The sequence below is a fragment of the Mesorhizobium sp. P2_E10 genome (assembly GCF_056404235.1).
The window spans coordinates 11,347-25,286 of sequence record NZ_JBFUEK010000023.1; the positions used below are offsets into that span (position 1 = coordinate 11,347).

Sequence of the window (13,940 nt, forward strand, 5' to 3'; positions counted from 1 at the left end):
GTGCATCCGGTCGCGGTGTTCCGCGGCCGGATGTCTTGTTTTTTATTCGGCTGCGTCGGGCAACCGGACAGGGTTGTCGTCGAGCTTGGTGTTCTCCAGCTCGACATTGAGGCCGAGCGACCGCATTTCCTTGACCAGCACGTTGAAGCTCTCGGGGATGCCAGCCTCAAACGTGTCGTCGCCGCGGACAATCGCCTCGTAGACCTTGGTGCGGCCGGCGACGTCGTCCGACTTCACCGTCAGCATCTCCTGCAGCGTGTAGGCGGCGCCGTACGCTTCGAGTGCCCAGACCTCCATCTCGCCGAAGCGCTGGCCACCGAACTGCGCCTTGCCACCCAGCGGCTGCTGGGTAACGAGCGAGTACGGTCCGATCGAACGCGCGTGGATCTTGTCGTCCACGAGATGGTGAAGCTTGAGCATATAGATGTAGCCCATCGTCACCTTGCGATCGAACGGCTCGCCGGTGCGTCCGTCATAGAGCTGCGACTGACCGCTGGTGTGCAGGCCCGCCTGCTCCAGCATGATGTTGATGTCGGCTTCATGGGCGCCGTCGAACACCGGGGTCGCGATGGAGACGCCGCGGCGCATCTGTTCGCTGAGGCGAACGATGCTCTCGTCGTCATAGTCGCGGACCGGCTCGTTGCGGTCGTTGGCCGGAATGAAGCTCTCGAGCGTCTTGCGCAGCGGCTTGATATCGCCGGCTGTCTTGTACGCATCGATCAGATCACCGATCTTCTTGCCCATGCCCGCGCATGCCCAGCCCAGATGCGTTTCCAGGATCTGGCCGACATTCATGCGGCTCGGCACACCCAACGGGTTGAGCACGATATCGGCATGCGTGCCGTCCTCGAGGAAGGGCATGTCCTCGACCGGAACGATCCGCGACACGACACCCTTGTTGCCGTGACGGCCGGCCATCTTGTCGCCCGGCTGCATCTTGCGCTTCACGGCCACGAAGACCTTGACCATCTTCATAACGCCTGGAGGCATCTCGTCGCCGCGCTGCACCTTCTCGACCTTGTCCATGAAGCGCTGTTCGAGCGCCTTCTTGGAATCGTCGTACTGGCCACGCAGCGCTTCCAGTTCGCTCTGGAGCTTTTCGTTCTCCACCGCAAACTGCCACCACTGCGAACGCGGATAGTCGTCCAGCGTGTCCTTCGACAGCGTCGAGCCCTTCTTGAAGCCCTTCGGTCCGGCAATCGCTTCCTTGCCGACGAGAACGTCGGAAAGGCGCGAATAGACGTTGCGGTCGAGGATCGCCTGCTCGTCGTCGCGGTCCTTGGCGAGGCGTTCGATCTCCTCGCGTTCGATCGCCATGGCGCGCTCGTCCTTCTCGACGCCGTGACGGTTGAACACGCGCACTTCGACGACGGTGCCGAAGGTGCCCGGAGGCATGCGCATCGAGGTGTCGCGCACGTCCGATGCCTTTTCGCCGAAGATGGCGCGCAGCAGCTTTTCTTCCGGCGTCATCGGGCTTTCGCCCTTCGGCGTGATCTTGCCGACCAGGATGTCGCCCGGCTGCACTTCCGCGCCGATATAGACGATGCCGGCTTCGTCGAGGTTCTTCAGCGCTTCTTCCGAGACGTTCGGAATGTCGCGCGTGATTTCCTCCGGTCCGAGCTTGGTATCGCGGGCCATGACCTCGAACTCCTCGATGTGGATCGAGGTGAAGACGTCGTCGGCAACGATGCGCTCGGAGAGCAGGATCGAGTCCTCGTAGTTGTAGCCGTTCCACGGCATGAACGCGACCAGCACATTACGGCCGAGCGCCAGATCGCCGAGCTCGGTCGACGGACCGTCGGCAATGATGTCGCCCTTGTTGACCCGGTCACCCATACGCACCAGCGGACGCTGGTTGATGCAGGTGTTCTGGTTCGAACGCTGGAACTTCATCAGCCGGTAGATGTCGACGCCCGACTTGCCGGGATCGAGATCTTCCGTGGCGCGAATGACGATACGCGTCGCGTCCACCTGGTCGACGATGCCGCCGCGGCGGGCGCCGATGGCGGCGCCTGAGTCACGGGCAACGATCGGCTCCATGCCGGTGCCAACGAACGGCGCTTCGGCGCGCACCAGCGGCACGGCCTGACGCTGCATGTTCGAGCCCATCAGGGCGCGGTTGGCGTCGTCGTTCTCGAGGAACGGGATCAGCGCCGCGGCGACAGACACCATCTGCTTGGGCGACACGTCCATCAGATCGACGTTTTCACGCGGCGCCATCATCACTTCGCCGGCACTGCGGCAAATGACGAATTCGTCGACGAAGCCGCCATTCTTGTCGAGCTCGGCATTGGCCTGCGCGACGTGGTGCTTGGCCTCTTCCATCGCCGAGAGGTAGACGACGTCATTGGTCAGCTTGCCGTCGACGATCTTGCGATACGGGCTTTCGATGAAGCCGTACTTGTTGACGCGCGCAAAAGTGGCCAGCGAGTTGATCAGACCGATATTCGGGCCTTCCGGCGTCTCGATCGGGCAGATGCGGCCGTAATGCGTCGGGTGCACGTCGCGCACTTCGAAGCCGGCGCGCTCGCGGGTCAGACCGCCCGGTCCAAGTGCCGAAAGACGGCGCTTGTGGGTGATCTCCGACAGCGGGTTGGTCTGATCCATGAACTGCGACAGCTGCGAGGAACCGAAGAACTCGCGCACGGCGGCAGCCGCCGGCTTGGCGTTGATCAGGTCCTGCGGCATGACCGTGTCGATCTCGATCGAGGACATACGCTCCTTGATCGCGCGCTCCATGCGCAGCAGGCCGACGCGGTACTGGTTTTCCATCAGCTCGCCGACAGAACGCACGCGGCGGTTGCCGAGGTTGTCGATGTCGTCGATCTCGCCCTTGCCGTCGCGCAGTTCGACCAGCGTCTTGACCACGGCCAGGATGTCGTCCTTGCGCAGCACGCGCACGGTGTCCTCGGCCTTGAGCTCGAGGCGCATGTTCATCTTGACACGGCCGACGGCCGACAGATCGTAGCGCTCGCTGTCGAAGAACAGCGAGTTGAACATGGCTTCGGCGGTCTCGAGCGTCGGCGGCTCGCCCGGGCGCATGACACGATAGATGTCGAACAATGCGTCCTGGCGGCTCTCGTTCTTGTCGACGTTGAGCGTGTTGCGGATATAGGCGCCGACATTGACGTGGTCGATGTCGAGAACCTTGATCTCCTCCTCGCCGGTGCCAAGCAGCACTTTCAGCGTCTTTTCGTCGATCTCGTCGCCTGCCTCGAGGAAAATCTCGCCGGTGCCGTAGTTGACGATGTCCTCGGCCAGATAGTTGCCGAGCAGATCCTCGTCGGTCGCCTTGATCGCCTTGAGACCTTTTTCGCCAAGCGCCCTCGCCTGGCGGGCCGTGATCTTCTTGCCGGCTTCGACAACGATCTCGCCCGTATCGGCGTCGACCAGGTCGCCGACGGCCTTGAGGCCGCGGAAACGCTCGACGTTGAACGGAATGCGCCAATGGTCGCCGGCGCGCTTGTAGGTGATCTTGTTGTAGAAGGTCGACAGGATCTCTTCGCCATCCATGCCGAGCGCCATTAGCAGCGACGTCGCCGGAATCTTGCGGCGGCGGTCGATACGGGCGTGCACGACGTCCTTCGAATCGAACTCGATGTCGAGCCACGAGCCGCGATAGGGAATGACGCGCGCGGCAAACAGCAGCTTGCCCGACGAGTGCGACTTGCCCTTGTCATGGTCGAAGAAGACGCCCGGCGAACGGTGCATCTGCGAGACGATGACGCGCTCGGTGCCGTTGACGATGAAGGTGCCGTTCAAGGTCATGAGCGGCATGTCGCCCATGTAGACGTCCTGCTCCTTGATGTCCTTGATCGACTTCGCGCCGGTATCCTCGTCGATATCGAACACGATGAGGCGCAGCGTCACCTTCAGCGGCGCGGCATAGGTCAGGTCGCGCTGACGGCATTCGTCAACGTCGAATTTCGGTCCTTCGAACTCGTACTTCACAAACTCCAGCATCGAGGAGCCGGAAAAATCGGAGATCGGGAAGACCGACTTGAAAACGGCCTGCAGTCCCTCGTCCGGACGCCCACCCTTGGGCTCCGCCACCATCAGGAACTGGTCATAGGATGCCTTCTGAACCTCGATCAGGTTCGGCATCTCCGCAACTTCCGGGATCTTTCCGAAGAACTTGCGTACGCGTCTGCGGCCATTGAAAGTCTGGGTCTGGGCCATCGTCGCTCCTTAGCTCAATTCTCGGGACGAGCCTCGCCGCGGCTCGCCTTGCATTCGAGGCCACCTGGCGGCGACCCTCTTGTCTGTTCACCGTCGCCTGTCGGCGGTCGGCCAAAACGGGAGAAAACCCGTTTCCTGAAGGCCGGCTTTCGGCCCTCAGGAAAGAGGTTTTCGTACTCTTCGCGTTACGCAGCCTCCCTTCGCGAAAAGAGAGCGGCGGACGGCGCGAAGCCGCCCGCCGATACTTAAGACGTTTACTTCAGTTCAACCTTGGCGCCGGCTGCTTCCAGCACGGCCTTGAACTTCTCCGCGTCGGCCTTGGAAACGCCTTCCTTGACCGGCTTCGGAGCCGCCTCGACCAGGTCCTTGGCTTCCTTGAGGCCAAGACCGGTGATGGCGCGGACTTCCTTGATGACGTTGATCTTCTGAGCGCCTGCCTCGGTGAGGACGACGTCGAATTCCGTCTTTTCCTCGGCCGGAGCAGCAGCGGCTGCACCGCCGCCAGCGGCGGCAACAGCCACCGGAGCAGCGGCGGAAACGCCCCACTTTTCTTCCAGAAGCTTCGACAGCTCGGCCGCCTCGAGGACGGTCAGCTTCGAAAGGTCGTCTACGATCTTTGCGAGATCAGCCATTGTTATGTTCCTTCATAAGGTTCGAACGTGTGTTTGTGATAGCGAGGAACGGCCTCATGCCGCCTCGTCCTTCCGGGCGTAAGCGCCGATGACGCGCGCGACCGAAGCCGCTGGCGCATTGACGATCTGGGCGATCCGGGTTGCCGGCGTGGCGATCATGCCAACCAGCCTGGCGCGCAGCTCATCGAGCGACGGAAGTGTGGCGAGTGCCTTCACACCGTCGGCGTTGAGCGAGGTTGTGCCCATTGCGCCACCGAGAATGACGAGCTTGTCATTTCCCTTGGCGAAATCGGACGCGACCTTCGGCGCCGCAATCGGATCCTCCGAATAAGCGATCAGCGTCTGTCCCTTGAACAGGTCGATGATCGATGCGGAGTCCGTGCCCTGAAGAGCGATTTTGGCGAGACGGTTCTTCGCGACTTTGACGGTGCCACCGGCAGCGCGCATTTTCGACCGAAGGTCGTTCATTTGCGCGACGGTGATACCGGCGTAGTGGGCCACGACGACTGAACCAGCGCCTGCAAAAGCACCATTCAGGCCCGTGACGAGTTCGCGTTTTTCCGCTCTGTCCACTGCCTATCTCCAGTTGACCCCTGCCCCACTAATAGGACAGGCGTCGGGTTGCCTTTTTGCCGGTCGGGCCATCCAGTAACGGATCTCCCGAACGACGCTCGAGGATCCTGCCCCCTTTCGCCACACCAGCCGGCAAGCCGGATGATGCGCAGACAAAAGGCAAACACGGTTCGAACCTTTCATTGGAGCTTGGCGCTCCGTTGTCCGGTTTTCACCCGTCTCATGCAGGCCCAATTGAATTAAGGCTTCTGGGCCGCCTGCAATCTCGGACAGGATGTCCGGAAGCCTCTCGACTTCCGGTACCAGGCCGCCGACAAGTCGGAGGCCCGGAATTCACTTGCGGATCAGCGCTTTAGCGGCCGATCCGAATTGTTCTTATCAGGACGCCGCGAGCGTCGAGACGTCGACCTTGAGGCCAGGACCCATCGTCGAGGTGACCGACACCTTCTTGACGTAGTTGCCCTTGGCACCAGCAGGCTTCGCCTTGTTCACCGCGTCGGTGAAGGCGCGGACGTTCTCTTCCAGCGCCTTGACGTCGAACGAGACCTTGCCGACGCCGGCATGAACGATGCCGGCTTTCTCGACGCGGAACTCCACGGCGCCACCCTTCGATGCCTTGACGGCGGCGGCGACATCGGTGGTCACCGTGCCGACCTTCGGGTTCGGCATCATGCCGCGCGGGCCGAGCACTTTGCCCAGACGGCCGACCAGCGGCATCATATCCGGCGTGGCGATGCAGCGATCGAAGTCGATCGTGCCCTTCTGGACGATGTCGACCAGATCCTCGGCACCGACGATATCGGCGCCGGCGGCGCGCGCTTCATCGGCCTTGTCGCCGCGAGCGAACACGGCGACGCGCACCGAGCGGCCGGTGCCGTTCGGCAGGTTGACCACGCCGCGGACCATCTGGTCGGCATGGCGCGGGTCGACGCCGAGATTCATCGCCACTTCGACGGTCTCGTCGAACTTGACCGAGGAACGGTCCTTGAGCAGCTTCAGCGCCTCACCCAGGGCGTAAGCCTTGTTGGGGTCGATGCCGTCGCGGGACTTCGATACACGTTTTGCGAGTTTTGCCATGATCTCAGCCCACCACTTCCAGACCCATCGAGCGGGCGGAGCCCTCGACCATGCGCATGGCCGCTTCGACGTCGTTTGCGTTCAGATCCTTCATCTTCTGCTCGGCGATGGCGCGCACCTTGTCGCGACCGATCGTGCCGGCCTTGATCTTGCCCGGCTCCTTCGAACCCGAAGTCAGATTCGCTGCCTTCTTCAGGAAGTAGCTCACCGGCGGCGTCTTCATGACGAAGGTGAAGGACTTGTCCTGGTAGTAGGTGATGACGACCGGAATCGGCGATCCCTTTTCCATTTCCTGGGTCTGCGCGTTGAACGCCTTGCAGAATTCCATGATGTTGATGCCGCGCTGACCAAGCGCCGGGCCGATCGGGGGCGACGGCGTTGCCGATCCCGCTTTGACCTGGAGCTTGAGCTGGCCTGCAATTTTCTTAGCCATCTCTTTTCCTGCCTTTGTCTCGTGCCGGCCCCACTATCGGGGAAACACCGGCGGTTGCAGTCTGGTGGTGCGGTTCCTGCGGCCGGCTAAAGCCGCATTCGCCTCCCACCGTTCTCAAAGCCGCGCATTTCCGCGCCGCCACCCCTTGCCGGCGAACCGGCGGGATTTTCGGATCAGCCCTTTTCGACCTGTCCGAATTCCAGATCGACCGGCACGGCGCGCCCGAAGATCGAAACTTCCACCTTGAGCCGCGCCCGCTCCTCGTCCACTTCCTGGACGAAGCCGTTGAACGAGGCGAACGGACCATCCGAAACCCGGATCGCCTCGCCGATCTCGAACGTGACCGAGGGCTTGGGCCGCTCGACGCCTTCCTGGACCTGGCTCAGGATGCGCTGGGCCTCGGCCTCGGTGATCGGCACCGGCTTTGAGTCACCCAGGAAGCCGGTGACCTTCGGCGTATTCTTCACCAGCGAAAACACCGCATCGGTCAAATTGGCCTTCAGCAGCACATAGCCCGGGAAGAACTTGCGCTCGGCGTCGACCTTGCGGCCGCGACGTATCTCGACGACCTTCTCGGTCGGCACCACGATCTGCTCGATGTCAGCGGACAGGCCTTTCTGCTTGGCCTTGTTCTCGATGTCCTCGGCGACCTTCTTTTCAAAGTTCGAATAGGCGTGGACGATGTACCAGCGCGCGGTCATTTCAAGACTTCTCCGTAATCGCCGGACTAGTGTCCAAGGCCAAGTAGTTTCTCGACCGCCATGCCCATGAGCACATCGGCGGTGAAGAAAAAGATCATCGCGATGACCGCAAACACAAGGACCATCACCGTCGAGATCACCGTTTCACGCCGCGACGGCCAGGTAACCTTGGCGGTCTCCGCGCGAACCTGCTGGAGAAAAACGAAAGGATTTGTGGTTTTCGAAGCCATATGCCGCTCTGTCTTCAAGACCCGTTGGCCGGGTCTCCTGGATGATCCCGCTGGCCGGGACGTGCCGCCTGGGTTCACGCTCGCGCCGAATCAGCGCAACCATTTCGCCCATGCAAATCGGACGCGTAAAGCCGGCTTCCCAGCTCCACGCGTCGCGTGTCTGTTTCGTCTACATAAAACCGATTCTTGATCCACGCAAGTGGCAAGTGTCCGCTTTATGACCAAACGCCGCCTCGGAACCATCCAGTCGTCCCGTCCCGGCTATGAAGCCCTTATGCCTCAGTCGGGTCTATATGGCAAGTCACCCGCCGGTTTTCAAACACCGGCCTGGGAAAATGGGCTTTCAACATGTCGCCATTCTGAAAATGGCACGGGCAGCAGGGCTCGAACCTACGACCTGCGGTTTTGGAGACCGAATAGCCTTTCTGCATCTCGTTGTTTACAAAGCGATAATAGGCGCATTAGCAATTGATGTGCAAGGATTTGTGTAACGCAAAATGCTCTTTTCAATGAAGTTTCTCAGAGATCGATCAGGTGTCGACCCCTTCCAATGGGACAGATAAGTCTGACCAAGCCTCAAGGCCGAGGGCGTGTTCCATCAATGCTATACGCAAAGTTGTGACCTGCGCCGTCAACTCGGAGAGTTCGCCGTTCATAAGGCGACCAAACTCGACGGCTAGCGAACCTCTTTTCGCGGAACCTTGAAGTTCCGCCTGCATACGCTGGATGCCGGTGAGGATCACCTGACTTGCCATGGCTAAAGCTACGGATGTCTCATCCGCTGTCGCTTCGCCGAACCATGCGATAGCGTTCTCTATACGGTGCAGGTAGGCCTCGAAGTGGATGGCTTCTGCGGGATTGAGATCGGTACCCTTGTCCTGAATCATGGCAGATACGGCGGAAATATCGGCCAAGGTGCCCGTAACCCGGTTCAGCAAAGGTGTATCGACAATGGGCCACGGCAGATGCGCTGCCCACTCCCCCGCAAAATTCAGGTCTGGAAGGAGCACCTTGCCGATCCTCACCATAGCGATGGGCGGAATTTGATCACGGATCAGGGGAGCGCAACTCATTCTCGGCTCATCCGTCAAGGTTTCACAAACTGCATTAAACCGGTCGAGATCGGTCATCCAGGCCCCGATCGAGTCGGTCACAACCAGGCCGGCAAAGTACACGTGGGGCCACGCATATCCCGCGTCCTTCTCTGGGGCTCGCGCATGAACGCGGACGGTCAATCCGGCGTTTGCAAAGACTTCTTCGTATTTCTTCCGGCTCGTCGCGAGGTCGGCGTCCGCTTGGATTCGCGATTGGGAGGCTGCCTTCGCGAGAGCGGAATGACGTCGGCTGGTGGTACTGAAGTGCGCCGCCCATCGACGCCTGCGATCGGGGTCATTGGCAATATGGCCGTAGACAGCCCGGATATCCCGGAGCCGAGTTGAAAGGTCCGACATGGCTTGGATCGGTGGCGACGAAATCATACGCCAGAGCGCAGGGTCGGAGAGTTTCTCTGCGGTCTCGATAAGGTCCACCACACGCATAGCGCGGACTTTGACGTTCTCGTCGTTGCCGTCGGCCAGTTCCAGCACAAGTGTCTGCAGGTCCGCGGCAAAGTTATGCATGTGATCGGATCCGGAATAGGATCCAGGATCGAGAGAGTGCGACATCACCTCATTGACACGCGGCGGCGGCACGAAGTCTCGCAACATCCCGGCGATATTTATGAGGAGTTTCCAGCGCTCTTTGGGCTTCTCCATCCGGAGATATAGGTTCGCAGCTTCATCGAGTCGCCGACTTAGTTCTTCGATGAGGTTCGCCAGGGAGGCGGTGCGGCCGGTTTCCTGGGGCGCTCCGACGAGACGGTCCACGGCGCGAGCTTGAGCGCGGTTCCAAGCAACGCGAGCCGGACTGGGGAGGCTCTCGCGAGGGATGCGTTTGCTATTGAGGCTTTGTCCCGCCACCTTCAACGAGGATCCATCCGGCAATATGGTGTCGGACAGCGCCCTTCGGGCCTCCGGCGCGGCGACCAGCATGAGTTCGCACAGACGCACGACGTCGCCATGCAGATCGGTCTGCACGGCGTCCGAAATCACTCGGACATTAGCCTCCACGGCGGCTTCACGACCTCCGCCATCCTCGCCCTCGACCTCCACCAACCGAGGGGCAGTGATCCAGGGAATCTCGTCACGCAAGCGCGCCAATAGGGCCAGCGATCCGCCAGCTAGGTCAACAAGGCGGGCGGACTCGGTGGCTTTTATATCCCAAGTCGTACGGATGAATTCGAGCAAGGGGAGCAGTGGTGCCGCCGACAGATCCTGATCTAGCGGCAGATCGAGGCTAGGCGCCTTGGAACAACCTCGCAACGGCATTAGAGCCGCTTGCAAACGATGTAGCGTCTCCAGATCGATGTGATGTATGTACAAGCCACTCACGTCTTCAAGCCGATCAAGGAAGCTGCCCCTTAGGTCCTCGACTTCGACCGTGGCGAAGGAGGCTCCGGCTTCCCGCACCTTCGCGAATAGCGGTAGGTCTCCCTCCATCGGAGCCGCTGCAGTCAGGTTGAACAAAAGAGAGGAGATACGATCATCGACCTTCAGGCGCCGAGAGATTTCTAACCAATGTGCGGCGACGATGTCGGCAGTTGCTAGGCCCAGTCCGTGGAGTATGGGGCCGAGGGAAGCAACATCGCCTCCAACCGTGCGGCGAGCCAGGGCGCCGACAAGCTCGGATCGCTCTTCCGGATGGGCTCTCAGGACGCGTACGATAAAGATCGGCAGGTGAGTGGCGCTGACGATCGACGCGGCTTCGATAATCATTTCGGACAGAGGCATGTCGAGACAAGCCCGGATGGCGTTGTCAAGATAGGCGGACCGGATCTCATGCAAGCCGGCGAGACCGCCATCTGGCGTCTCCTTCACGGCATGCTCCTCGATCAGGCGCGCGAGGGCCTTCGCCATTCGGAACCCGTCCCAACCGAGACGCTCACGGATGAATCGGCTCTCTACGACCGCACCATATCGGCTTGGAAACGCGATGCGTCGCAACAGTTCCAGTTCGTCGTTTCTGTTCTCTGATAGGCGTCGGCGGACCTGCTCGGTGAGCGTCTGCTCAAGCCGCTGACCCTTTGCTAGCAGATGCGTGTATTCCAGCAGAAGGCCTTTGCTTTCATCGAAGGGCTCGACCCAATGGGAGAAAGCGACCTCACCTTGAGCCGACAGGGCAAGCCAAAGACGTTCAGCAAGAGGCTCGTCGAGATGCGGCCGAACGACAGGAGTTGTCGCAGCCGTGCCGAGAAGGAAGATGTCTTCTTCCCGAACCGAGCCGAGTATGAGTAGACCCGCTATAGCTTGTGTCTCGGAAGCGAGCATATCCCAGCCGGCTGCACCGGTGCGGCCTACATCATCAATGACAAAGCCAACCGGGCGGCCTGGACCGGCATCGAGAAGGCGAGCTAGCTGGACTAGTCTGGGTACATCCGCCTCCCCTAGGCGGCGAACGCGATACCAGCGCACGGCGTGCCTCGTATGATATGCTGCGAGCCACGTCAGGGCCGATTTCCCGGCGCCTGAGGGACCCGCCACCAGTGCGGCCCTATGGGCCTCCAAGCCTTCGAGAATATCGGCGGTTTCGGCCGGTCTATCGAACACTAGGCCGGCGCCGACGTGACCTGGCATGACATTCACGCCGCTATAGAAGTCGGAAGTATTCAGGGATTCTTGAAAGTTTGCCGCCTCGCAGAGACCATCCGCTAGTTTGAGCCGACCCAAGGGGTCAAGGATACGCTGGACGCCGTCGATCAGACGCTGGACGTCTGTGGCGCCGAGCGATGCCGGGGCTTGAGGCTGGTTCGCGTAATTGTCATCCGCAGCACGCCCTGCAGCAGTACGAAGCTCTTGGGCGACAAGGCGGCCAGCGGCAGGGTCCAAGGAGCCTTTTCGTTCTAGAACTAAAGGAACCGCACTCAAAGGGTCGGGCGACACCACAAGGTGAAGTCTGGCGAGTAGAGCGACGGTGTCGATCGTACGGGGAGCAAAAGCCGTCGTCAGCGCCTGGGCAAACGCTTCGAATTTCTGGCCCGTTGAGGCCAATGGTTCCAACCATCCACTGGCTTCGAGCCCGTCTACGGTTCGCTCGAGGATTAGCGCCAATCGAACGCTGCCGTCAGTAACTCCGTCCAATGGGACCATCATCTTCACGACGAAGTCGGCCACTTCACTCAAGCTGAAGCGCCCCCGAGGGTCGTGCCGCGACTTGATCTGAGCGCGAATTTCCAATCCTGGCCCGTGCAGTGTCGCATCCTCAAGTCCTTCAGGAACGACGGCATTCCACGCTGCTTCTCCTGCCCAAGCTTCGACGGCCAATGCAGCGCAGAGCGCATCCTGGTATCGGAAACCGCGGCCTGCGCGAGCACCTGAGCGAGTTTTGGCCCAAAGTTCGGGATCAATGAGGATCAGGTCCGATATCATGTCGCTTCAGGTGAAGTTGGTTTTTCGCGTAAGGTCAGGTTTCGACACGAACAAGGGTCGACAGAATCCCCCGATAAGGAAGAGTGTTGGTTGAGCTCGGCGCAAGCGGGAACCTTCGTCAGCGAGTTAGTCATTGCCGTAGTCAGGCTCATGCTCCATCTCGCGCTCTTGCCGATCCTCGTAGATATAGTCCAAACCAGCGGCTTCAATTTCAGCGCTACCCGTGAGCGCTAGATCACACGTCGGGCAGCGGAATTCTTCACCAACGAATTCGCGGTCAACGATCTCCCAGATGGCTCCCTCATCGTGCTCTTCGCTGATGTCTTCACCTGTTTGCTCGCCGGTTATGAAGGCGCGGCAGTTGCAGGCCGGGCAGCTCTCCGTCCAAATCTCGTCATAGTCCCCCTCAAAGAGGTCCCTTTGATGCTGTGGCTGCCGCAATAGGGCCTCGGCCGCCAAACGCTCCCGCTCCGCTTTCTTCAATGCCTCGAACTGTTCCTTGGCGGCCTCGACCCGAAGCTTAACTGCCGAATCGAGAGCCTTGGCAGCTTCATCGAGCAACTGGCGCGGAGCCTTTGCATCGGCAGCGCCTAGCCATTGCTCTAGCGAAGATCCCATCTGTTTAAGAATCGTGTCGCAAGCATGCCAATAGCGCGCCTCCCAAGCGTCGAGCCGCATGGTACGGAATGGGAGGTCGGCTGAGTGGAGCTCCGTGTTGCGACGTTCTGCGATTTCCTGGCAGAATTTTTGGATAGTCTTGTCGAACCTCGGAACGAGATGCGCAAGACGCTCGAACAAGGTTTTTGCCGTGATGGTCTTCACATCTGTCGTAACATTGATGCCGGCGGCAACAAACATCGACTGCCAGTGGGTCGGATCGACCACGAGGCTTGGATGCGTGCGTGCGAGCGCGGCTTTGCCAAGCAGCTCGAGCGCGAGCGAAGCCCAAAGCTGATATTCGTCGAGTTCGCCATTGCCCTTCCTGGCTAGGGCGCGGCCGATGTAAACCTTCGACTTCGCATGTAGGGCGTCGCCGTTGATCGCGATGAAAACGTCGTTAGGCATCAATGAGAATCCTCGCTAGACGCCGACTAGAGCTTTGTGCTGCCGGCCCGCGTCCGTGCAAAACACGCCAGTTGTCGATAACTAAGATGTCGCCCTGGTGCCAATTGTGGACTTCCGGGGACCCGCTGGCCAACCGATCTTCCACAAGCCTCAGGGCTGCTTGTCCGCGCTCATCGACGGCTTCAAGGCAGCCGGGATCGTATCGGAGAAAGGCGCGATCGGGCGACAGAATGGTCGAGTAGAAGGAGCGCCGGCCAGTTCGCACGAGGATCGGAGCGCCTTCGAGAAGGTGAAGCTCATCCGGCGAAAAGCCGAGGGTTCGCCAATCGAGCAGCATCGTCACAGCGCTGGGCGATCCTGGCTCGATGCACCCGAGAAGGAGATATCGGCAGGGTCTCGGTCGGTGGCTGAGTTCGGCGTGGAACGGCAAGGCGTTCAGCCCATAGCACGCGCTCAAGGATCTAGGATGTGCATCGTCGGCCATTTGGGGGCGGACGACCTCCTCCAGGGCGCCGGCTCGACCCCTAGTGCGCCTACCGAGAAGATCACCCATACGGCCGATTTCGCTGACGATGGCTTCTGCCTCC

10 protein-coding genes are annotated in these 13,940 nt (G+C 60.6%); all 10 read right to left on the bottom strand.

The window, feature by feature from the left end:
* Nucleotides 1-42: 42 nt before the first annotated feature.
* On the bottom strand, nucleotides 43-4,179 hold the full coding sequence (rpoB, locus tag AC1D0N_RS29470) for a DNA-directed RNA polymerase subunit beta (RefSeq protein ID WP_477249874.1): 4,137 nt from the start codon (nucleotides 4,177-4,179) through the stop codon (nucleotides 43-45).
* A gap of 254 nt (nucleotides 4,180-4,433) precedes the next feature.
* A complete protein-coding gene (gene rplL / locus AC1D0N_RS29475; protein WP_477249876.1) occupies nucleotides 4,434-4,811 on the bottom strand; it encodes a 50S ribosomal protein L7/L12 in 378 nt (125 codons plus the stop codon).
* 54 nt (nucleotides 4,812-4,865) lie between these two features.
* A complete protein-coding gene (gene rplJ / locus AC1D0N_RS29480) occupies nucleotides 4,866-5,384 on the bottom strand; it encodes a 50S ribosomal protein L10 (protein WP_023667437.1) in 519 nt (172 codons plus the stop codon).
* A gap of 378 nt (nucleotides 5,385-5,762) precedes the next feature.
* Nucleotides 5,763-6,461: a 50S ribosomal protein L1 gene (gene rplA / locus AC1D0N_RS29485; protein WP_477249877.1), complete on the bottom strand. Its 699-nt coding sequence runs from the start codon at nucleotides 6,459-6,461 to the stop codon at nucleotides 5,763-5,765.
* Between the two features lie 4 nt (nucleotides 6,462-6,465).
* Nucleotides 6,466-6,894, bottom strand: coding sequence for a 50S ribosomal protein L11 (rplK, locus tag AC1D0N_RS29490; RefSeq protein WP_006333334.1), 429 nt, complete (start codon nucleotides 6,892-6,894; stop codon nucleotides 6,466-6,468).
* Between the two features lie 173 nt (nucleotides 6,895-7,067).
* The gene (gene nusG / locus AC1D0N_RS29495) at nucleotides 7,068-7,595 is read right to left on the bottom strand and encodes a transcription termination/antitermination protein NusG (RefSeq protein WP_477249879.1); all 528 of its coding nucleotides are present in this window, start codon (nucleotides 7,593-7,595) and stop codon (nucleotides 7,068-7,070) included.
* A 26-nt stretch (nucleotides 7,596-7,621) separates the two neighbouring features.
* The gene (secE, locus tag AC1D0N_RS29500; RefSeq protein ID WP_477249881.1) at nucleotides 7,622-7,825 is read right to left on the bottom strand and encodes a preprotein translocase subunit SecE; all 204 of its coding nucleotides are present in this window, start codon (nucleotides 7,823-7,825) and stop codon (nucleotides 7,622-7,624) included.
* A gap of 530 nt (nucleotides 7,826-8,355) precedes the next feature.
* Nucleotides 8,356-12,288, bottom strand: a complete 3,933-nt coding sequence (locus tag AC1D0N_RS29505; protein ID WP_477249883.1) for a hypothetical protein — start codon at nucleotides 12,286-12,288, stop codon at nucleotides 8,356-8,358.
* Between the two features lie 126 nt (nucleotides 12,289-12,414).
* Entirely contained in the window at nucleotides 12,415-13,353 is a 939-nt protein-coding gene (locus tag AC1D0N_RS29510; RefSeq protein WP_477249885.1) for a hypothetical protein, read from the bottom strand.
* A complete protein-coding gene (locus AC1D0N_RS29515) occupies nucleotides 13,346-13,690 on the bottom strand; it encodes a TauD/TfdA family dioxygenase (protein ID WP_477249926.1) in 345 nt (114 codons plus the stop codon). Before AC1D0N_RS29515 ends, AC1D0N_RS29510 begins: the two co-directional genes overlap by 8 nt.
* Nucleotides 13,691-13,940: the final 250 nt, after the last annotated feature.